This is a genomic window from Bradyrhizobium sp. 192 (assembly GCF_023100965.1).
Lineage (GTDB): Bacteria > Pseudomonadota > Alphaproteobacteria > Rhizobiales > Xanthobacteraceae > Bradyrhizobium > Bradyrhizobium symbiodeficiens.
Genome location: NZ_CP064690.1, coordinates 7,592,483 through 7,612,247, shown reverse-complemented (window position 1 = coordinate 7,612,247; position 19,765 = coordinate 7,592,483). Strand labels below are relative to the sequence as shown.

General features: G+C 65.3%; 18 protein-coding genes and 1 pseudogene. 8 read left to right on the top strand and 11 right to left on the bottom strand.

Going from position 1 to position 19,765, the window contains the following annotated elements; genetic code table 11:
* Positions 1-7: 7 nt before the first annotated feature.
* Both IVB24_RS35665 and IVB24_RS35660 read left to right on the top strand, forming a co-directional pair.
* Positions 8-1,009, top strand: coding sequence for an NADP-dependent oxidoreductase (locus IVB24_RS35665; RefSeq protein WP_247771358.1), 1,002 nt, complete (start codon positions 8-10; stop codon positions 1,007-1,009).
* Between the two features lie 47 nt (positions 1,010-1,056).
* On the top strand, positions 1,057-1,590 hold the full coding sequence (locus tag IVB24_RS35660; RefSeq protein WP_247771357.1) for a 2'-5' RNA ligase family protein: 534 nt from the start codon (positions 1,057-1,059) through the stop codon (positions 1,588-1,590).
* A gap of 60 nt (positions 1,591-1,650) precedes the next feature.
* Here IVB24_RS35660 and IVB24_RS35655 read toward each other — a convergent pair whose 3' ends face one another.
* The 4 genes and pseudogenes from IVB24_RS35655 to IVB24_RS35640 form a co-directional block, all read right to left on the bottom strand.
* Positions 1,651-2,604: an alpha/beta fold hydrolase gene (locus IVB24_RS35655; protein WP_247771356.1), complete on the bottom strand. Its 954-nt coding sequence runs from the start codon at positions 2,602-2,604 to the stop codon at positions 1,651-1,653.
* Between the two features lie 186 nt (positions 2,605-2,790).
* The gene (locus IVB24_RS35650) at positions 2,791-3,225 is read right to left on the bottom strand and encodes a hypothetical protein (RefSeq protein WP_247771354.1); all 435 of its coding nucleotides are present in this window, start codon (positions 3,223-3,225) and stop codon (positions 2,791-2,793) included.
* Positions 3,226-3,236: 11 nt separating this feature from the next.
* A pseudogene (locus tag IVB24_RS35645) lies at positions 3,237-3,735 on the bottom strand (GNAT family N-acetyltransferase).
* Positions 3,736-3,738: 3 nt separating this feature from the next.
* On the bottom strand, positions 3,739-4,101 hold the full coding sequence (locus tag IVB24_RS35640; RefSeq protein WP_247774235.1) for a DUF1778 domain-containing protein: 363 nt from the start codon (positions 4,099-4,101) through the stop codon (positions 3,739-3,741).
* 812 nt (positions 4,102-4,913) lie between these two features.
* Between IVB24_RS35640 and IVB24_RS35635 the strand changes: the two genes are divergently transcribed.
* The 3 genes from IVB24_RS35635 to IVB24_RS35625 all read left to right on the top strand — a co-directional run bounded on the left by IVB24_RS35635 (position 4,914) and on the right by IVB24_RS35625 (position 8,711).
* On the top strand, positions 4,914-6,122 hold the full coding sequence (locus tag IVB24_RS35635) for an alpha/beta hydrolase (RefSeq protein ID WP_247771352.1): 1,209 nt from the start codon (positions 4,914-4,916) through the stop codon (positions 6,120-6,122).
* Between the two features lie 165 nt (positions 6,123-6,287).
* Positions 6,288-7,778, top strand: coding sequence for an amidohydrolase family protein (locus IVB24_RS35630; RefSeq protein ID WP_247771348.1), 1,491 nt, complete (start codon positions 6,288-6,290; stop codon positions 7,776-7,778).
* A gap of 3 nt (positions 7,779-7,781) precedes the next feature.
* Positions 7,782-8,711: a GTP-binding protein gene (locus IVB24_RS35625; RefSeq protein ID WP_247771346.1), complete on the top strand. Its 930-nt coding sequence runs from the start codon at positions 7,782-7,784 to the stop codon at positions 8,709-8,711.
* Between the two features lie 34 nt (positions 8,712-8,745).
* On the opposite strand, the gene IVB24_RS35620 is transcribed toward IVB24_RS35625, so the two are convergent.
* From IVB24_RS35620 to IVB24_RS35590, 7 genes are all read right to left on the bottom strand, one after another.
* On the bottom strand, positions 8,746-9,213 hold the full coding sequence (locus IVB24_RS35620) for a hypothetical protein (RefSeq protein WP_247771344.1): 468 nt from the start codon (positions 9,211-9,213) through the stop codon (positions 8,746-8,748).
* Positions 9,214-9,224: 11 nt separating this feature from the next.
* A complete protein-coding gene (locus tag IVB24_RS35615) occupies positions 9,225-9,725 on the bottom strand; it encodes a hypothetical protein (protein WP_247771342.1) in 501 nt (166 codons plus the stop codon).
* Between the two features lie 149 nt (positions 9,726-9,874).
* The gene (locus IVB24_RS35610; RefSeq protein ID WP_247771340.1) at positions 9,875-10,786 is read right to left on the bottom strand and encodes a polysaccharide deacetylase family protein; all 912 of its coding nucleotides are present in this window, start codon (positions 10,784-10,786) and stop codon (positions 9,875-9,877) included.
* 2 nt (positions 10,787-10,788) lie between these two features.
* A complete protein-coding gene (locus tag IVB24_RS35605; RefSeq protein ID WP_247771336.1) occupies positions 10,789-11,598 on the bottom strand; it encodes an ABC transporter permease in 810 nt (269 codons plus the stop codon).
* The gene (locus IVB24_RS35600) at positions 11,588-12,445 is read right to left on the bottom strand and encodes an ABC transporter permease (protein WP_094972897.1); all 858 of its coding nucleotides are present in this window, start codon (positions 12,443-12,445) and stop codon (positions 11,588-11,590) included. The genes IVB24_RS35605 and IVB24_RS35600 overlap by 11 nt, the downstream gene beginning before the upstream one ends.
* Positions 12,446-13,495 (bottom strand): extracellular solute-binding protein, encoded by a 1,050-nt coding sequence (locus tag IVB24_RS35595; RefSeq protein ID WP_247771334.1) that lies wholly within the window; start codon positions 13,493-13,495, stop codon positions 12,446-12,448.
* A 1-nt stretch (position 13,496) separates the two neighbouring features.
* Positions 13,497-14,600 carry an ABC transporter ATP-binding protein gene (locus tag IVB24_RS35590; protein ID WP_247774234.1) on the bottom strand — a complete coding sequence of 368 codons (1,104 nt, stop codon included), beginning with the start codon at positions 14,598-14,600 and terminating at the stop codon, positions 13,497-13,499.
* Positions 14,601-14,821: 221 nt separating this feature from the next.
* Here IVB24_RS35590 and IVB24_RS35585 point away from each other — a divergent pair, with 221 nt between their 5' ends.
* The 3 genes from IVB24_RS35585 (at position 14,822) to IVB24_RS35575 (ending at position 19,692) form a co-directional block, all read left to right on the top strand.
* A complete protein-coding gene (locus IVB24_RS35585; protein ID WP_247771331.1) occupies positions 14,822-15,592 on the top strand; it encodes a GntR family transcriptional regulator in 771 nt (256 codons plus the stop codon).
* Between the two features lies 1 nt (position 15,593).
* Entirely contained in the window at positions 15,594-16,262 is a 669-nt protein-coding gene (locus tag IVB24_RS35580; protein ID WP_247771328.1) for an aspartate/glutamate racemase family protein, read from the top strand.
* A gap of 124 nt (positions 16,263-16,386) precedes the next feature.
* Positions 16,387-19,692: a carboxyl transferase domain-containing protein gene (locus IVB24_RS35575; RefSeq protein WP_247771326.1), complete on the top strand. Its 3,306-nt coding sequence runs from the start codon at positions 16,387-16,389 to the stop codon at positions 19,690-19,692.
* Positions 19,693-19,765 lie beyond the last annotated feature (73 nt).

Below are 19,765 nucleotides of genomic sequence, written 5' to 3'. Positions count from 1 at the left end.
AGGGAAAATGAAAGCTCTTGTCTTCAAACGTTACGGCAAGCCCGATCAGGTCGCGTTGGCTGAAATTTCCCGGCCGACGCCCAAGCCGAATGAAATTCTGGTCCAGGTTCACGCCGCGGGCTTGAACCCGATCGACAACATGATTCCAAAAGGAACGTTCAAGCCCATCCTCGGGTTTCAGCTGCCGGCAACGCTGGGCAGTGATCTTGCAGGCGTCGTCGTCGAGGTCGGAGGCAGCGTGACCCGCTTCAAGCCGGGCGATGCCGTCTTCGCCAGCATCTTCGATTTCGGAACCGGCGCTCTCGCCGAATTCGCGCGCGTGCCGGAGGATGCCGCCGCGCTCAAGCCGCCAAACCTGGACTTCGTGCAAGCGGCCTCGATCCCGATGGTCGGCCTGACCTCGTGGCAGGCGCTCAAGGAACGCCTGCGTCTCGAGCCCCATCAGAAGGTGTTTATCCCCGCGGGCGCCGGCGGGATCGGCACTTTTGCGATCCAGCTCGCGACATATCTCGGAGCACGGGTGGGGACGACGACCAGCACAGGAAATGTCGATCTGGTGCGCAGCCTCGGAGCTGACGAGGTGGTCGACTACAAGACACAGCAATTCGAGGAGGTGCTGCGGGACTACGACGCCGTGCTGGCCACGGTCAGGGGCGATACGCTCGAGAAATCGCTTCGGATCCTGAAGCCGGGGAGCAGGATAGCTTCCCTTGTTGGGCCACCGGACGCCACGTTCGCCCGCGCCCGAGGGATGAACTTTTTCATGGTGTTCCTGTTCGGATTGCTGAGCCGCAAGATCATTCGCCACGCCGGCAAGATTGGCGCGGAATATTCATTCCTGTTCGTGCGTCCCGACGGTAGCCAACTCGCCGAAATCGGCGAGCTTATCGAGGCCGGGCGCATCCGGCCGGTGATCGACAAGGTATTTCCGTTCGAACAGGCGAAGGAGGCGCTGGCGTATCTCGAAAAGGGGCGAGCCAGGGGGAAGGCCGTTGTAAAGATGAGGTAAGCGTCAATTTCGGCCAATAAGAACGTCCAACATCGCGGAGTGAGCCTGTGGCATTGGCGATCAACATCCGGGCAGACGACAGTTCAGCAGGCGAGATCGAGAGCCTGTGGGATCAGGTCGCCGCATTCGAGGTCGAGCCTTCGATGCGTGCCCTCCACTACCGGCCGCATTTTACATTTGCGATCTACGACTCGCCTGTGGCTGACGAGAAGACCGCATGGGACGTGATGAAGGCAGCCATTGCCGGCGAGAGGCAACTGCGGATCGCGTTCAGACGAATTCGCTGGTTCGAAGGATCTCCGCTTGTCCTCTGGGCGGAGCCGGAGGTCGACGAAACCCTGGCTCGCATCCACGGCGCCATCAGCGTGGCGATCGATCCAGCGCATTGTCGTCCTCATTACCGGCCCGGCGCCTGGACGCCGCATTGCACGCTCGGTACTGCCGTTGCCGATGAACGGCGCGACGAAGCGATGGCCTTTGCACGGGCATTTGATCGCAGCATTGAAGTGTTGTTCGACGTGGCGGACTGCGTTGCCTTTCCGCCCGTGCGGATCATCGCCGAGCGGAAATTGCCGCTGTAGTTGGTCGCTTCGGCGTCATTGATCACGATGCGTCAAACTCATGCGGCACCGCCGCTCGCCCTACGCCGTCGTGCCGTCAATCGACCGCCGGATCACCTTCTGCACATCCGCGTTCGACAGGAACAGATCGTGGTTGATGATGCCCCAGCCTTCCGCTGACGCATCGACCACGCGCACGCCGAGCCGTGCGATGGCGGCCTTTTCGGCGGCGCCGACCCTCGTCATGCCGCCGGCGAGCTGCCCTGACAGCGCCAATGCGCGGTCGTTCGTCGACGCGATCACGGTGATCTTGCCGGCCAGCGGACCGATGCGCTGGATCGCCGACGAGAACACGTCCATGTCGATGTCGGGTGCGGCAAACACCACCGCGCCGATCTTGCCCGTGACGGTGTCGCCGTATTTCGCATAGAGTTGACGCAGGCTTTCGAGCGTCAGCATGGTTCCCATGCTGTGGGCGACAATGTGCACGCGGCCGGCGCCTGGTGTCGACACGAGCGCTGAGAGCACGCGTTCGAAAGCGTCGCGGGACCACATCGCGCTGTCGCGGTCATAGGCATAGTCGAACAGTCCGTCCTTGGAGGGCCAGGAGAACACCATCGTCCGGCCGTGGAACTTGATCCCGTCGGAGAGGTGGGCGGCATCCAGTACGGCCGTCTCGAATGTCTGCTTGAAGCCGTGCACATAGATCAGCACGTCGCCTGTCCCGACCTGCGCGGCGAGATCGCCGACGTCGGCCGACACCGGTTCTAGCCGATCGAGGCGCCAATCGCCGATTCCAACCGAGGCGAGAGAAAGACGGCTCTCGTCCGGCGCCACCAGCCTGGCCCGCGCGATCGTCATGCTGGACGCGCGCTCGGGCCCGAACCAGGGCTTGGTGCGACCGCCATTCACAGGTTTGCGCGTGGTGGCGACGAGCACTGTGGGATCAGCTGACAGCGACGACGCGTCGAAGCGCGCGCCGGTCGCGCCGAGACCAGCGCAGCCGCCGAGCGCGAGCGCGCTGCCCGCCGACATGAGTCCGCCGAGCAGAGCGCGGCGTGACAGGTAAGGATTTGTTTGAATGGGATGCCGGCCTATCAAGAGGAACCCTGGAACTTCGCCCCCCGACAGCGCTGCCCAACCCGCTCCCTGAATGACAAAGGGGGCGAGATGACGGCGGAGCCGCCTCATGCCTGCCATGGCAATCAAGGGAATGCCTTGTCAGTCGACGATCTCAATGGAATGCATCTCGCACCAGTCGCGCAAGGCCCGCTCCGTCGCCTTGTTCCGATAGTCATGCCAGGCATCGATCGCTCCCCGTCGGGAGAGCAGGCTCTTGAACTGCTGATAGGCGCCGCGCTTGCTGAAGAAATAACGAACGTCGTCCAAATCGTCCGGCAGCGACTCGCGGACAAAGGCGATCACCAGAGGCTTGCCGAGGTCGAGATCTCGGGAGTTCGGGATCCGCAGATACTTGGTCTCGTCTTCGATATCGTCAGGCAGTTGCTCGTCCTCGAGTTCCTGCAGGTCGTCCTGATCGAACTGGTAGTAAATCTTTCCCGTCTGCCTGCAGACGAAGGTGTGGCACTGCCCCATGCCGCCGTTGACGTCGGCGAACTCGAAAGCCTGTAGAATGTCTGCGAATTTCACGGGCATTGGATACCCCTCTAGCGAAGCGACGCCGCGATGTCGGCGATGGACCTGACGAGGACGAGCGGATCGTCCTTCGAGGCAATGAACCCGCGTCGCGTCCAGAACGCAGCAGCCTCAGGATCGACCGCGTTGACGATCAGCGCGCGGCCTCCTATCAGGCCTGCGGCCGAGACGCAGCGCTGGAGCGCATGCTTGAGCAGGCCGGTTCCCACGTCTTGACCGATCCAATTCTCGTCGGTTGCGAGCTGCCCGAGCAGCAGACAGGGCACAGGATCGAGCGGTTGGCCGGTCCGTACGGACCGCGGCAGGGAGGAGGGGATGATTGCAGTCGGCGCGAGACCATAATAGCCGACGACACGATTCATCTCGTGAACGACCATGACGGCCGTGAAAGCCCTTCTGCTGGTTGGACAACGCGCGCGTTTTGAGCCAGCGGTCGAGGGAAGGCTTGCCGCAGGAGAACTCGTCGAGATGGTGAGCCGACGCCAGCGGTTCGGGGGCTGAAATCGCCAAGCCTCAGCGCCTCTTGCCTGCGCGGCTCTTTCGCTTGGCGGCATCTTCTCCACGCGGAGCTGCGTCCGTGTAGCTTGGAGATGCTTTGCTCTCCCATGGCGCGGTACGTTTGAACAGTTCGACCATTTCCGGCACCGGGGCCGCCGGTCCGGACAGCGCCGCCATGAACATCTTGAACCCAGCCGGGCTCATGCGAATGGGCGTCGTCTCCATCAGCGCATCCTCGGCGGCGCGCACGGTCGCGTCCCGCACGAAGTCCGTGCGCGAGCGCCCGCGCAACGCGGCGGCCCGGTCGATGATGGCAATGTCAGTTTCCGGCAGCCGCATCGAAAGCGGATGCGCCTTGCGTTCAACGGGGCGGGACATGACAAACCTCCAACTGCGATCAAACATAGAAGTCCGTAGCGCATTTTGCAATACAGCCGCTTCGTTTTGAAGCCGTCTATGCGCCTGTCGAAACAGCTCACATCGTGTCAACCCCTCTCCACGAAAATATTCCACTTTACCGAAATTCGGATTTGTCGTATGTGTCGGCCATCCTCGCCCACATGAGGGGCGGTCGTACGTCGTTTCGAGCGCGGGCGGGGATTGCGGTGGACGCAGGCGGCGTCAAGGCGGAGCTTGCGCGTGCAGGGCGAGAGAACCTCGTGAGCGCGCGTGAACCGCGAAGACGAACAGCGCTCCTGCGTACGGCAAAACCGCGTCGTCCTGGCCGTCGTTGCCACGGTCAAGCTGTTCGAAGATGCGCGCGAGCTCAACCGGGCGAGCGGCATCGTCAATTCGAATGGCGAGGGAGGCCACAAGGAAAGTTCGGCTCCCGGGAGAGCGCGGCATATTGGCCGTCAGACCATCGCGCAGGGAAGGCCTGGTATCGGCTGCCCTGTGTCTCCCCTGTGCATTGCGTGTGCATCTGTTCAGCACGGGGGCTTTACGGGTGCCAGCCGGCGCCCGGCCTTCCCTGCACCCTTTCTTTCCGAGAGGGTGTGAAGAAGAGCACAGCTCGGGCAAATCATTGCCGCGAGACCGCGAACGCGTGCCCCGCCCGACCTGCGACAATCGCGCACGGCTCGACAGGCCGGTTCCAGCTTGGCGCGAGGCCAGGTGCAACACAATCTCAACCGAACACGCTTAGGCCTGTCACCTTCTCGTTCCACGCTTTCTTGCCACGGGTCTCCTGCATGATATCGGCTTGGCGTTTCTCTCTCCTGCTGCTCGTCCAACTCCTCATGGGGGCCTCCGCCAACGCGCAGGAAGGCCAGGTCGTCAAATTACCGGCCGGCATCGAATATCAGCGCATTGCGCGCTGGGATGCCGATCAGCTCAACAAGATTCTGCAGGTCGATACGCCTGCCTTCGCCGGGATCACGACAGCCCACAGCCCGGCGCGCAATGCCGTCCGGCTCTATCGCGTGACCTATCCGTCCGTCGTGCCCGAGCGCGGCAACAAGCCGACGGTCGCCTCCGGCTTGCTCGCGATCCCCGAGGACAGCGGCACCTCGTTCCCGATGGTGTCGTATCAGCACGGCACCGTCTACGGGAAGCAGGAGGTTCCTTCGTTTCCGCAGCAGTCGCCGGAAACGCAATTGATGATCGCCCAGTTCGCAGGGCAGGGCTACGTGGTAGTCGGCGCCGACTATTTCGGGCTGGGCACGTCGTCCGAGCCGGAAGGTTACATGGTCAAGGCGAGCCACCAGCAGGCGACCTACGACATGCTGATCGCAAGCCGCGCCGTGCTCGATCACCTCAAGCTCACCACAACGAAACTGTTTCTCGCCGGCTGGTCGCAAGGCGGGTTCGTGACCATGGCCATGCTCGAGAAGCTCGAGCAATCGGGCACCAAGGTCGACGCCGCCGCCACCGCGAGCGCGCCGGTCGACGCGTTCGTGGCGCTGAACGGCTTTCTCAGCTTCCCGCGCAAGAACGATGCGAGCTGGGTGAATTCGCTATTCATCCTGACGGCATTCTCGTTCGAGAATTATTACGGCGTGCCGGGGCTCGCGCGCTCGCTGATCGCGGATGCCTATTACGACGTGTCGCGCAAGGCTTACACGCGCGAACCCTTCAATCCGGCCGACGTCCCCACTGACCTGCACAAGCTGATCCGCGCCGACTATTTCGATCCGCAGTTCTTTGCGGCATCGGCCTACGGACGGCTGGTCGCGCAGACCCAGGCGTATCGCTGGATCGTCAAGAGCCCGGTCCGCAACTATTACGGCGAGACCGACGAAGCCATCAGCGTCGGGCTGGGCCAGCTCGCCATGACCTATCAGCGCGCGATCGGCAGCGGCAACATGGCGGTCGAGGCCGTCTCGACCGGCAGCACCAGCCATCGCGGCACCTTCGCGACGGCGGTGCCGAAGTGGAAATCCTGGTTTGACGGGCTCTGATGGCGCGCGCGATTCCGCATGATGCGTCGGCATCGGCGGCGGTAGTCGTTCCCCCGAAAATCTGCCTCTATGCGCGCCGGGACGGTGCGCGATGCGGCCGGTCTCCGCCTCCAAAGCTGCTGCCGGGCCTTTGGCGGTTTTGGCAATAGCTTTCGGAGTGACGATATGAGCGGGTTGGTAATCAGCGGCGGCCGGGTGGTGGACCCCGCGAGCGGGATGGACGCCGTTGGCGATGTGGCGGTGGTGGACGGCAGGATCGCTGCCGTCGGCACGGACCTCGGCAGCGCCGAGCGGGTGATCGACGCCACCGGCCTCGTGGTCGCGCCCGGCTTCATCGACCTGCACGCGCATGGCCAGTCCATTCCGGCCGACCGCATGCAGGCGTTCGACGGCGTCACGACGACGCTCGATCTCGAGGCCGGCGTGCTGCCGGTCGGGTCCTGGTACGAGCGCCAGGCGAGAAAAGGCCGGGTGCTGAACTACGGCGCCGCCACAAACTGGGCGTTTGCGCGCATCGGCGCGATGACGGGCTCGAACGCCGAGAGCTCGCTGGAGGCGTTCGGCAATGCCATGCGCGATCGCCGCTGGATGGACAATGTGGCGAGCGATGCGGAAGTCGCGGGCGTTCTCGAGCGTCTCGGCCGTGGCCTCGACGAGGGCGGCATCGGCATCGGCATCCTCAATGCCTACGCGCCGGGCGCCGGCGTGCAGGAGTTGACCGCGGTCTGCCAGCTCGCCGCGGCGCAGAACGTGCCGACCTTCACCCATGTCGCCTTCATGTCGCGCATCGACCCCGAAAGCGCGGTGGAAGCCTATATCCGCCTGATCGGTTATGCCGGCGCCACCGGCGCGCACATGCACATCTGCCATTTCAACTCGTCGAGCAAGACCGACGTCGAGCGTTGCCGCGTGCTGATCGCGAAAGCGCAGGCGCAGGGCCTGCCCATCACGGTCGAGGCCTATCCTTACGGCACCGGCTCCACCGTGCTGGCCGCGGCCTTCTTCAGCGACCCCGAATTCGTCGAGCGCAACGGCACCGGCTACGATTCGGTGCAGCGCGTGACCGACGGCTATCGCTTCCACGACCGCGAGGAGCTCCTGAAGGCGCAGGCCGAAGAGCCGTCCTCGCTGGTGCTCTGGCACATCCTCGACATCGAGAACAATGCGCATCACCGCGACCTGCTCGACATGTCGGTGCTGTATCCCGGCGGCGCGATCGCGTCCGATGCGATGCCGTGGACGACGTCGGACGGCAAGACCTACACCGGCGATGCCTGGCCGCTGCCTGACGATGCCACCTCGCATCCGCGCTCGGCCGGCTGCTTCACCCGCTTCATCCGCGAATGGGTGCGCGAGCGCAAGACCGTGTCGCTGCTCGAAGGCGTGCGCAAATGCGCGCTGATCCCGGCGGAAATCCTGGCGCAGAGCACGCCGGCCATGCGTGCCAAGGGCCGGCTCGCGAAGGACGCGGACGCCGACATCGTCGTGTTCGACTACGAAAAACTCTCCGACCGCGCCACCTTCACGGCGATGAACCGTCCCTCCGAAGGCGTGCGGCATCTCGTGGTCAGCGGCCAGGTGCTGATCAGTGACGGCGCGCTGGACCTCGCGGCGCGGCCGGGCAAGCCGGTGCGCCGCCCCGTCGTCGGGGGCTGACCCATGCCGGTCCCCATTCTCCTGGTGACGGGCTTCTTGGGGGCGGGCAAGACCACGGTGGTGAACCATCTGCTGGCGCATGCGGAGGGACGGCGGATCGCCGCGATCGTCAACGATTTCGGCGCCATCAACATCGATGCGGAACTGATCGCGGGCGCCAGCGACGGCGTGGTCAGTCTCGCCAACGGCTGCATCTGCTGCTCGCTCGAAGGCGATCTGCTGCGCACGCTCTCGACGCTGCTGCGGCGGGATCCGAAGCCCGAACATATCGTCATCGAGACCAGCGGCGTCGCCGATCCCGCCGACATCGTCCGCAATCTGATGGACCCCGTGATCCTGCGCGAGGCGCCGCTGGAGACGGTGCTGTGCGTGATCGACGCGGGCACACCGCCGGCCGCGCTGGACGACGCCCTCCAGCGTTCGCAATTGCGCGTTGCCGATATCGTGGCCTTGACCAAGCTGGATCTGGCGGACGAGGGCGCGGGTGCGCGGATGCGTCAGGCCATCCGCGCCTTGCGCCTTCCTGCCGTGGTGGTCGATGCGCGGCATGGCGAGATTCCGTCGGCGCTGCTGTTTCCAGCGAACGTCGAGCGTGCACCCGCGCCGCGCGATCCGGGCCCGAAACGCCCGACAGAAGAGCGCTTCGAGACGCTGAGCTGGACCTCGGACCGCCCGATCTCGCTGCCCCGCCTGCAGCAGGCCATCGGCAGGCTGGCGCCAAAACTCGCCCGCGCCAAAGGCCTGTTCGAAACCATCGAGCAGCCCGGACGCCAGATGGTGTTCCAATTCGCCGCCGGCCGCGCCACGCTGGCCCCGGGCGATGCGCCCGCGCCGGGCGTGCCGCGGACGCGGATCGTGTTCATCGCCGAACTCGGCGTGCTGTCGAAAGCCGAGCTCGACGGCATCATGGCGGCTTGCCTTGCGGGCGAGTGATCAGATGTGGAGCCGCCCAGAACCCGCTAAAGCCTCAGCACAACGCAAGCGCGTTGACCGCCCGCGTCGCCGCATCTTCCTGGCCGGAGCCGACGAAGGCGCAGACGATGGATTCGAGCTCGCCCGGCTGCCTGCGGCGCGCGACCGCCAGCAATCGCATCAGTTCAGTCTCGTCCTTCGACAGCCGACGACAGGACGGCGGCATGAAGCACAGTTCGCACGGCCGGCCGCTGCGCAGGATTCTCACCAGCGCGGCCACCCGCGCCACCAGCAGCGGACTGTCGGCAATATCAGGCGCCTCGTCGGCAAAGCGATAGGCGGCTTCCCAGCAATCGGAGGCGCCGGTCGAATAGGCCGCCCCGATGAAGCGGAACAGCGACAGCGCGACGCGGCAGAAATCATCGTAATTGTCGACGCAGGGGCGCGCTCCAAGCGCGGCCTGGAGCGGACAGAGCCGCGATTGGCCGGCGTCCGGCACAGAACCGCAAATATCGGGGGTCATGAACGGTCTCGTCAGTGCAATGTCGGACTTCCGACCAGCCAGCTCTTCATCGCCATGGTCCGGTCCCTGTCGAATGACCGCACCTGCCGGTCGGGCAGGATGAGACCTGCCATGCGGAAGATCGTGGCGAGCCCCCGCACCGGCGCCAACGCCCAATCGGCACCGACCGGCGGCAGCCAGCTCTCGAACCGTTCGCGCACGATGTCGATGCGATCCTGCTGTGCCGCGGCGATGGCGTGCAGAATCCCTTGCTCGCTGTCCGATATGCGCGGACAGGTCGGGCAGTGCACTTCGATCGCGGTGTGGGCCGTGCAGGCGAAGATCTCGATGATGGATTCCAGCGAAAGCACGGCATCGCCGACGCGGAAATGGTCGTACACCTCCTGGATGTCGGCTGCGGTCGGAACGGCGCCTCCACTGCGTGCCTTGGCGCGAAATCCCCAGATGAAGAGTCGCTCCGCGGCGCTGAGCGCCGGAAGCTCGAGAGATCCTGATGATGTCGATTGATGCATGGAGCCTCTGGATCCTGGCTGCGCCCGCGCCGCAGCTGGCGCGGATCGTCTGCATCGATCGTTCTGCCGGAGCTCTCTCCAAGTCAACGCTCGTAGGGGCGATATCGAGGGCTTCTAGATTTGAAGAGGTTTAGATTCGAATGCCTGAGCTAGGTCCGCCGCTCGCTGGCGACACCGCGAAAATGCTTCGCGATGTCGGCACGTGTCGCCACCCAAACGCGGCCTTCGAGCCGCGCCAGTTCCGCGAGAATGGCCTTCACCGCGCGGAAACGCGCGGGCCGGCCGCAAATGCGCAGGTGGAAGCCGATCGACAGCATCGCCGAGCGGCCGCGTTCGGCTTCCTCGACCAGCGTCGCAAGCGCGGCACCGACATAGTCCGAGAAATCCTCCGGCTGCACGAAACCGTTCGGATGGAAAAACTTCATGTCGTTGGTGTCGAAGCCGTAAGGCAGGATCAGCATCGACCCTCGCGGCGAACGGCTCCAATAGGGCAGGTCGTCGTCGAGTGCGTTGGAGTCATAGGCGAAACCGAGATCGATCAGGAGGTCGCGCGTCCAGGCGCTCTGGCTGCCGCGCGACATGAAGCCGGCCGGCGTGACGCCGGTGGCGCGGGCAATGACGTCGCGCGTCCGCTCGATGTCACGACGCTCGGTCTCGGGATCGCCGTAGCGCGCGTGCGGCAACCAGCGCCAGCCGTGCACCGCCGGCTCGTGTCCCGCTTCGATCACGGCGCGAGCAAGCTCAGGCACACGCTCGACCGCGCGGCCGCACATCATGAAGGTCGAGCGGACATTCGCGTCGGCAAAGGCGTCGAGGAAGCGCCACAGGCCTGCGCGCATGCCGTAGTCGAACACCTGCTCCTGCACGAGATCTCGGACCCCCGGCGGCGACGTCGAAGCGACCTCGCCGTAACGCTCGGTCTCGGCGTCGCCCTGCTCGACGGCGAGTTCTGCGCCTTCCTCGAAGTTCACCACGAGCGACACCGCGACGCGGGCAGCGTTGGGCCAGATGATATCCGGGCGTGCCCTCCCGTATCCTCGTAGATCGCGTTCGATCGGCATGATCAGCGATTCCCGATCTGGCGGCTGACACCGCCGAAGATTTCGGCACAGACGAGGCCGGCGAGCGTCACCAGCACGATCACGCCCGAGACGGCGGCGACCCGGACGTCGAGGCTGCCTTCGAGAATCGCCCAGAGCTTGATCGGCAGGACCTCGGTGCGGGCATCGGCCAGGAACAGCGACACCGGCACGTTGTCGAACGAGGTCAGGAACGCGACGAAGCAGCTCGCGGCGATGCCGCGGCGGATCAATGGCAGCGTGATTCGACGGAACGTGTACCAACGGCTGGCGCCGAGGCTGAGCGAGCAGGTGATCAGCACCGGATTGAGCTGCTGCACGGAGGCCCCGACCATCCGGATCACGAAGGGCACGCAGATGACGGTGTGGCCGAGCACCAGCGTCGCCGCGGACAGGCGGATGCCGAGCAGGTTGAAGACCAGCAGCAGCGACAGGCCGAAGGCCATCGCGGGCAATACCATAGGCGACATGAAAAGCGCATCCAGCGCGCGTGCGATCTTCAATTTGCTCCGTGCGAGCCCGAGCGCTGCCGCGCCGCCGAGCACCGCGGAGAGGATTGTCGCCGCCGCAGCAATTTTCAGGCTCGTCAATGCTGGCTCCATGATCTCCTGCGATTGCAGCAGCTCGACATACCAGCGGAGCGACCAGCTCGGCGGCGGGAATTTCAGCGTGATGCCGCCGGTGAAGGATATGACGAGGACGACCAGCGTCGGCGCCAGCAGCAGGAGCATGCCGAAGCCGGTGATCGTACCGACGACGGCGGAATAGACCCGGTCGACCAGGCTACGCTGCATCGACGCCTCGCACGTAGCGGCGGGACAGCGCACCGATCGCAAAGACGATCCCGGTCACGGCCAGCGTGAAGATCAGCGATAGCGCAGCCGCGAACGGCCAGTCCTGCACGCCGACGGCCTGCTGGTAGATATAGGACGGCATCAGGATGATGCGCCCGCCGCCGACCAGCGTCTGGGTGATGAAGGCGGTTGCAGCCGCTGCAAAGACGAGCAGCCAGCCGGCGATGGCGCCCGGGAGCGTCAGCGGCAGCACGATGGTGATGAAGATGCGGGCGCGGCTTGCACCCAATCCCTCGGCAGCCCGTGTCAGATTACCGTCGAGCCGCAGCAGGCTGTTGATGACAGGCAGCGCCATCAGGGGAAGCTGGATCTGCGTCAGCGCCAGCACCATGCCCTCCCAGGTGTACAGCAGTCGCGCCGGCGCTTGCCAGAACCCCAGCGACAGCATCGCCGAGTTGACGATGCCGTCGCGGCCGAGGATGACGATCCAGGCGAAGGTGCGCACCACCGTGCTTGTCAGCAGCGGCAGCATGATCAGGAAGGTGATCAGCGTGCGCATGAACTGACTGCTCCCGACATAGACGAGCGCGAGCGGATAGGCGAGGAACAGCGTCGCCAACGCGACCTCCGCTCCCAACCAAAGCGTGTCCGACAGCACCTTGAGGCTGAACGGATCCGACAGGAATCGCACATATTGGACCAGCGAGAGGCCGGAGAATTGCGGGTCCCGAAACAGGCTGACCAGCACGAGTGCGGCCAGCGGCAGCACGAAGGCTGCGAAGAACAGCGCTGCCAGCGGGACCACCGGCAGCAACTGTCTGGACGCGGTCGTGTCGGCCGGCGACATCTAGATCTTCACTTCCTTGCTGAAGCGGGTGATCCATTCGCCGCGCATCGCCTGGAACTTGGTCCAGTCGAGCAGCACGTTGTTGGCGACGAGATCGTCGACGCTCCTGGCCACCGTGAGGTTCGCGCCGGTCAGCGCCACCTTGCTGTTGGTCGGCATCATCACCCAGGGCGCGGCCTCGAGCCCCTTTTGCGCGGCGACCGACATCACGGTGTCGAGATAGTCGAGCACCAGCTTCGGGTCCTGGTTGTTCTTGACGATCTGTGCACTGGTGCGGATCACGACGGCGCCCGACTTCGGCTTGGCGAAGGCGATGTCGACGCCCTTTGCGGCCAGCAGCGCCACGTTGTTCCAGAAATTGAAGGCGATATCGATCTCGCCCTGCTGGAACAGCGCGGCCAGCGCGCCGGGCGAGGCCGCGATCGCGCCGACGTTCGGCAGCAGCTTCTTGATGGCGTCGAAAGCCGGCTCGATATTGGTCTCCGAGCCGCCGTTGAGCTTGGCGATCTCGACCATGAAGGCGGTGCCGAGGCTCGAGCCGAGCCCGGTGATGCCGACGCGGCCCTTGTACTCGGGCTTCCAAAGGTCTTCCCACGAGGTCGGCGGCGTCGTGATCTTCTTCGGATTGTAGGCGATGCCGATCAACTGACAGGTGACGACAGGGGCGTAACCGTCGGGATGGCGGAACGCGCTCGGAATGTCGGCAAAGGATTTCGACTGTTCCGCCGGGAATTTCTCCAGCACGCCGCTCGCGATCGCCGGGATCAGCGGGCCCTCGTCGAACAGCACCACGTCGAAGGGCGGCGCGTTGCGCGAGGCCTGGATCTTGCCGATCTGGTCGACACCGAGCAGCGGCGTAAAGGTGACGCTGCTGTCGCTGGTTCTCTTGAAGGCCGGCCCGACCACGGCGCGGAAGGCTTCGTCGAAGCTGCCGGGATAGGTTGTCGCCACGATCGAGGCCGCGGCGCGCGACGATGTCGGCCATCCCCAGCTTGCCGCCGCGAGCGCGGCCGAACCTGAGGTGAGCAGCGATCTCCGGGATAGGCTCATGTCAAACACTCCTTTGCTGATGGTCCTGGACGCCGTCGGCCGGCGTGCTGAAAATGCTGACGCGCGAGGTGTCGGTGATCGCGAGCCAGGCCGTCTCTCCGGTCCGCGCCTTCGTGGTTGTCGCGGCGCGCGCCTGACTGATCTTCACGGCTTCGCCGCTCGTCGTCAGGCCCTCGGTGACGCTGACCGCGCCGAGGGGTACGGTGGCGCGGATCGTGACGGGAATGGCGCCGGGTCGGTCGGCGGCGCCGAACGCGATGTTCTCGGGCCGCACCGAGATCGTCACCGGCGTGCCGCGCCGGCGTTGCGCGGAGCGCCCAAGGTCGATTTCGGGACCGGCCTCCAGCAGCACGCGATCGGTCTCGGTTACGGTGCCGCGCAGCAAATTGGTGTGACCGATGAAGCTCGATATGAAGAGGCTGGCCGGCCGGTCGTAGAGCGCATCCGGACTGTCGATCTGCTCGATGCGTCCCTTGTTGAGCACGACGATGCGGTCGGCCATCGACAGCGCCTCCTCCTGGTCGTGCGTGACGATGATGGAGGTGACGCCGAAGGTCTTCAGCAGGCTCTTGATTTCGATCTGCATGTCGAGGCGCAGATTCTTGTCGAGTGCAGAGAATGGCTCGTCGAGCAGGACGAGGCCCGGATCGATCGCAAGCGCGCGTGCCAGCGCCACGCGCTGCTGCTGTCCGCCCGAGAGCTCGCCGGGCAGCCGGCGCGCAAACTGCGCCATCTGGGCAAGCCCGAGCATCTGCTCGACTTTCGCTGCGACTTCAGCATTCGGCCGTTTGCGCGCCCGCAATCCATAGGCGACGTTCTCGAACACGGTGAGATGCGGAAACAGCGCGTAGTTCTGGAATACCATGCCGATGCGGCGGCGATTGGCGGGAATGTGCTCGACCCGCGCGCCGTCGAAGCGAACCTCGCCCTTGGACGGGCGCAGGAAGCCGGCGATGATCTGGAGCATCGTGGTCTTGCCGCAGCCTGACGGCCCGAGCAGCGCGATCAGCTCTCCTGCCGCGACGGCAAGCTCGATCTCGTCGAGCGCGACGGTCGCGCCGAAAGCGTGGCCGATGCCCTTCAGATCGAGCGAATGTCCGCGCACGTCACTCAACGTCAGCTCCATCCCTCGCATTGTCCTGTGGAAGGAGGTTTAGCAATCGCCGTGCCAGTGCGGGCTGCTCGCTAAGGTATTGTCGATGCTGTGCTAATTTTAAGGCGCCAGAGATTGGCGCCAATTTATTGTCTATATTGTAAACAGTATGGCAGATACTTTGTGCAAAAAATGGGCTGCGGTGACAACCGGGAATCCTGTAAAAGCGGGACATGAAGCGAAGCCGTCCTCTCAAGCGCAAGACCAAGCGTGCCGAGCCGAAGCGCGTCGAGCCGGATGCCGCCGATCCGCGCAGCGTCGACGACGATCCGGTGGTCCAGGGCATTCTGACCGCGATCAGCCAGAAGCGGCTGAAGCCCGGCGCCAAGCTCGGCGAGGACAAGCTCGCTTCCGCCTTCGGCACGACGCGGATACACATCCGGCAGGCGCTCGCCCATCTCGCCTCGCGCAAGGTGGTGATGCAGATCCCCAACCGCGGCGCCTTCGTGTATCGGCCGAGCTGGGAGGAGGCGCAGGACATCTTCGCCGCGCGCCGCGTCATCGAGGTCGCCGCGGTCGCCGCGGCGGTCGACCGGTTGGACAAATCCGGGAGAGCCGCGCTGAAGGCGCACATGGAGCTGGAGGCGCGCCACGATCGCAACGATCGCTGGGCCTCGCTGTCGCTCACGGCGGAATTCCATATCCTGGTCGCCAAGCTTGCAGGCAACCGCGTTCTGTTGGACATGTCGCGCGAGCTGATGCTGCGGACATCGCTGGCGATCGCGACGTTCGAGCAGCCGGGCGAGCCGGATTGCTCGCCGGACGCGCACCCGGACATCGGGGCGTTGATCCTCGCCCGGGACAAGGCGGGCGCGATCCATTCGATGCGTCATCACATCGAGGAGATGGAACAGCGGATCCAGCCGAAGGAGGGCGCAGACGAGGTCGACGAACTCACCGCGATCTTCAAGGAGATTGGTGCGCGTTCACGAGCCGGCGCCTGACATGTCGGGTCGTCGCATCCTCCTGATCAATCCGAACAGCCTTGAGGCGACCACGGCGATGATGGTCGCCATTGCGAGGTCCGAAGTTCCCGACAGCTTCGACATCGTCGGCGCCATGGCAACACGCGCTCCCCCAATGATCGTTTCGGCCGATGCGCTGGACGCGGCCGCGCCCGAGGTCGAGGAGATCGCGGGCGCGCACCGGAACCTCTACGACGGCATGATCGTCGCTGCGTTCGGCGACCCGGGTCTCACCGGGATCAGGAGCGCGCTGAAGCTGCCTGCGGTCGGCATCGGCGAGGCATCGATGCGCGCGGCGGCCGAAGGTGGTCGTCGCTTCGGCGTGGCGACCACGACGCCGCTGCTCGAGGCGAGGATCGACGCCTTGCCTGAAGCGCTGGGCTTGCGATCCAGCTATACGGGCACGCGCTTCGCCGATGGCGATCCGCACGACCTGATGCGCGATCCGGAACGGCTGCGCGCTGCCCTTGCCGGCGCGGTCGAAGCCTGCATCGTGCAGGACGGAGCCGAGGCTGTGATCATCGGAGGTGGGCCGCTCGGCGAGGCTGCGCGAAAACTTCAGCCGATGTTCACCGTGCCGATCATCGCACCGATCCCGTCTGCCGTGGCGCGGATTATTGGTCTCATCACAGCGCGTGCGGCCGGCTGATATTCCGGCCTGCGGGAGCGGTGGTCGCAACCGGCCTCCCCAGCCTTGACGACAGCGGTTAAAGTGATGAAGCAGGATCATCGAATTGGCCAACCCGCATGCTTGCGGGCACGGAGACCGCTGCATGTCGTTCAAGAAGCTGCTGATCGCCAATCGCGGCGAGATCGCCATCCGCATCGCGCGCGCGGCGGCCGATGCCGGCATCGCGACCGTTGCGATCCATCCCGCCGATGATGCGCTGTCGCTGCACGTGCGGGTGGCCGACGAGGCCGTCGAAATCCCCGGCCGCGGCGCCCGGGCCTATCTCGATATCGAGGCGGTGGTGACGGCGGCGACGAGCGTCGGCTGCGATGCCGTGCATCCCGGCTACGGCTTCCTCAGCGAGAACGCGGCGTTCGCAAAAGCCTGCGCCGATGCGGGCCTCACCTTCGTTGGGCCGAAGCCGGCGGCGCTCGAACTATTCGGCGACAAGGTCGCGGCCCGGCAATTGGCAAAACGTTGCGGCGTGCCGATCATCGCCGGCACCAGCGGGCCGTCCTCGCTGGAGGAGATCGCGGCGTTCTTCGCTTCGCTCGGCAATAATGCGGCGATCGTGATCAAGGCCATGGCCGGCGGCGGCGGGCGCGGCATGCGCGTGGTGGAGAACGCAGGCGATCTTGCCGAAGCCTATGCACGCTGCCAGTCGGAGGCCAAGGCGGCGTTCGGCTTCGACGGCGTCTATGCTGAGCGGCTGATCCGGCAGGCGCGTCATATCGAGGTGCAGATCATCGGCGACCGTCATGGCGCGATCTCCCACCTCTGGGAGCGCGAATGCACCATCCAGCGCCGGCACCAGAAGCTGATCGAGGTGGCGCCCAGCCCGTCGCTGAGTGATCCCTTGCGCGGCCGCATCATCGAGGCGGCGAAGCAGCTTGCGACGGCCGCTGCCTACGACAATCTCGGCACCTTCGAGTTCCTGGTCGACGGCACCGCCGAGGACAGTTTTGCCTTCATCGAAGCCAATCCGCGGCTCCAGGTCGAGCACACCGTCACCGAAGAGGTGCTCGGGCTCGATCTCGTCCGCGCCCAGCTCGCGGTCGCATCGGGCGCGACGCTAGCTTCACTCGGCCTGGCGCAGGGATCGATCCCGAAGCCACGCGGCTACGCCATGCAGCTTCGCGTCAACATGGAGACGCTGGACGCAACGGGCGCGACGCATCCGACCGGCGGCGTGCTCGCATTGTTCGAGCCGCCGTCGGGACCCGGCGTGCGCGTCGATAGTTTTGGCTACGCCGGCTACAAGACCAGTGCGGCCTTCGACTCGCTGCTTGCAAAAGTCATCGTGCATACGCCGGGTGAAGCCTGGCATGACGTCGTTGCAAAAGCTTCGCGCGCCCTGCGCGAATTCCGGATCGACGGCGTGGTCACCAATATCGCCTTCCTCCAGGCGGTGCTGGCGCATCCCGATTTCAGGACCAACCGTATCGCGACCGATTTCATCGATCGCAACATCGCCAAGCTGGTCGAGGCGGCCGAGGGTGCGGCAAAGCCGCTCTACTTCGCCCCGTCCGAGCGAGGCGGCGCGCACGGTGTCGAGACGCATGTCGCGCAAGTGGTGCCTGAAGGCACGGTGATGGTCGCAGCACCGTTGCAAGGCACCATCGTCACCATTCAGGTGAAGGAGGGCGAGATCGTGCGCCCCGGCCAGCAGCTCGCCGTGATCGAGTCCATGAAGATGGAGCATCTGGTCATGGCTGAGCAGGGCGGCCGCGTCATGAAGCTCGCCGCCAGCGACGGCGCCACGCTGATGCATGGCGAGGCGATCCTCTATCTGGAGCCACTCGACGTTGCGGCTGACAGCGCGACGGCCGAGGCCGATATCGACCTCGATCACATCCGTCCCGATCTGGCCGAACTGATCGCCCGTCAGGCCAATACGCAGGATGCGAACCGTCCGGCCTCGGTCGAGCGCCGCCGCAACACCAACCAGCGCACCGCGCGTGAGAACGTCGCCCAGCTCGTCGACGACGGCTCGTTCATGGAGTATGGCAGCCTTGCGATCGCAGCGCAGCGCCGCCGCCGCAAGCTCGACGATCTCATCAAGAACACGCCGGCCGACGGCCTCGTGATGGGCGTCGCCACCGTCAATGGCGACAAGTTCGGACCCGAGGGCGCGCGTTGCATCGTCGTGGCCTACGACTACACCGTGCTCGCGGGCACGCAGGGCCACATGAACCACAAGAAGATCGACCGCATGCTGACCTTGGCGGAAGACTGGCGCGTGCCGCTGGTGTTCTACGCCGAGGGCGGCGGCGGCCGGCCCGGCGACACCGACCGGCTCGGCATGACCGGTCTCGACGGCCCCTCCTTCGTGCAGTTCGCAAGGCTCTCCGGCCTCGTGCCGGTGATCGGCGTCGTCTCCGGCTATTGCTTTGCCGGCAACGCCGCGATGCTCGGCTGCTGCGACGTCATCATCGCGACCAAGAACGCCTCGATCGGCATGGGCGGCCCCGCCATGATCGAGGGCGGCGGGCTCGGCGTCTATCATCCGGCCGAGGTCGGCCCTGTCTCGTTCCAGTCGCCGAACGGCGTCATCGACATCCTGGTCGAGGACGAGGAGGAGGCAACGAGGGTCGCGCAAAAATACCTGTCCTATTTCCAGGGCGTGGTGTCGGAGTGGCAGGCCGCCGATCAGCGCCTGCTGCGCCGGGCCATCCCCGAGAACCGCCTGCGCGTCTACGATATCCGCAGCGTGATCGATCTCGTCGCCGACAAGGGCAGCGTGCTGGAGCTGCGCCGCGACTACGGCGTCGGCATGATCACCGCCCTGATCCGCATCGAGGGCAGACCGTTCGGCCTGATCGCCAACAATCCGCGCCATCTCGGCGGCGCCATCGATGCCGACGCCGGCGACAAGGCGGCGCGCTTCCTGCAGCTCTGCGACGCCTTCGACCTGCCGATCGTCTCGCTGTGCGACACGCCCGGCTTCATGGTCGGTCCCGAAGCCGAGAAGACCGCGATCGTGCGCCATGTTTCGCGCATGTTCGTCACCGGTGCGAGCCTCACCGTGCCGCTGTTCGGCATCGTGCTGCGCAAGGGTTATGGCTTGGGCGCACAGTCGATGATCGGCGGCGGCTTCCACGCCTCGTTCTTCACGGCGGCCTGGCCGACCGGCGAGTTCGGCGGCATGGGGCTGGAGGGCTACGTCCGGCTCGGCTTCCGCAAGGAGATGGAGGCGATCGCCGATCTCGAGGAGCGCGAGACATATTACCGCAACAAGGTCGCCGAGCTCTATGCCAACGGCAAGGCCGTCTCGATCGCCTCGGTGTTCGAGATCGACAACGTCATCGACCCCGCCGAGACGCGGCGCTGGATCATGGCGGGGCTTAGGTCGGTGCCGAAGCCGCCGGCGAGGGCAGGGAAGAAGCGGCCTTGCATCGATACGTGGTGAGGGCGGTGCAGCAATAGCCGCCGTTCCCGGTTCCCGATTGACATCCCCATCCGTAGTGCCAGACTTTGCACAA

What these genes read in the sequence shown, in the direction of transcription:
- IVB24_RS35665 (WP_247771358.1), top strand. Translation starts at nt 8, where the DNA reads ATGAAAGCTCTTGTCTTCAAACGTTACGGCAAGCCCGATCAGGTCGCG.
- IVB24_RS35615 (WP_247771342.1), bottom strand. Translation starts at nt 9,725, where the DNA reads ATGCATCAATCGACATCATCAGGATCTCTCGAGCTTCCGGCGCTCAGC.
- IVB24_RS35600 (WP_094972897.1), bottom strand. Translation starts at nt 12,445, where the DNA reads ATGTCGCCGGCCGACACGACCGCGTCCAGACAGTTGCTGCCGGTGGTC.
- IVB24_RS35620 (WP_247771344.1), bottom strand. Translation starts at nt 9,213, where the DNA reads ATGACCCCCGATATTTGCGGTTCTGTGCCGGACGCCGGCCAATCGCGG.
- IVB24_RS35655 (WP_247771356.1), bottom strand. Translation starts at nt 2,604, where the DNA reads ATGTCGGCGGGCAGCGCGCTCGCGCTCGGCGGCTGCGCTGGTCTCGGC.
- IVB24_RS35630 (WP_247771348.1), top strand. Translation starts at nt 6,288, where the DNA reads ATGAGCGGGTTGGTAATCAGCGGCGGCCGGGTGGTGGACCCCGCGAGC.
- IVB24_RS35605 (WP_247771336.1), bottom strand. Translation starts at nt 11,598, where the DNA reads ATGCAGCGTAGCCTGGTCGACCGGGTCTATTCCGCCGTCGTCGGTACG.
- IVB24_RS35585 (WP_247771331.1), top strand. Translation starts at nt 14,822, where the DNA reads ATGAAGCGAAGCCGTCCTCTCAAGCGCAAGACCAAGCGTGCCGAGCCG.
- IVB24_RS35595 (WP_247771334.1), bottom strand. Translation starts at nt 13,495, where the DNA reads ATGAGCCTATCCCGGAGATCGCTGCTCACCTCAGGTTCGGCCGCGCTC.
- IVB24_RS35575 (WP_247771326.1), top strand. Translation starts at nt 16,387, where the DNA reads ATGTCGTTCAAGAAGCTGCTGATCGCCAATCGCGGCGAGATCGCCATC.
- IVB24_RS35580 (WP_247771328.1), top strand. Translation starts at nt 15,594, where the DNA reads ATGTCGGGTCGTCGCATCCTCCTGATCAATCCGAACAGCCTTGAGGCG.
- IVB24_RS35610 (WP_247771340.1), bottom strand. Translation starts at nt 10,786, where the DNA reads ATGCCGATCGAACGCGATCTACGAGGATACGGGAGGGCACGCCCGGAT.
- IVB24_RS35640 (WP_247774235.1), bottom strand. Translation starts at nt 4,101, where the DNA reads ATGTCCCGCCCCGTTGAACGCAAGGCGCATCCGCTTTCGATGCGGCTG.
- IVB24_RS35635 (WP_247771352.1), top strand. Translation starts at nt 4,914, where the DNA reads ATGATATCGGCTTGGCGTTTCTCTCTCCTGCTGCTCGTCCAACTCCTC.
- IVB24_RS35650 (WP_247771354.1), bottom strand. Translation starts at nt 3,225, where the DNA reads ATGCCCGTGAAATTCGCAGACATTCTACAGGCTTTCGAGTTCGCCGAC.
- IVB24_RS35625 (WP_247771346.1), top strand. Translation starts at nt 7,782, where the DNA reads ATGCCGGTCCCCATTCTCCTGGTGACGGGCTTCTTGGGGGCGGGCAAG.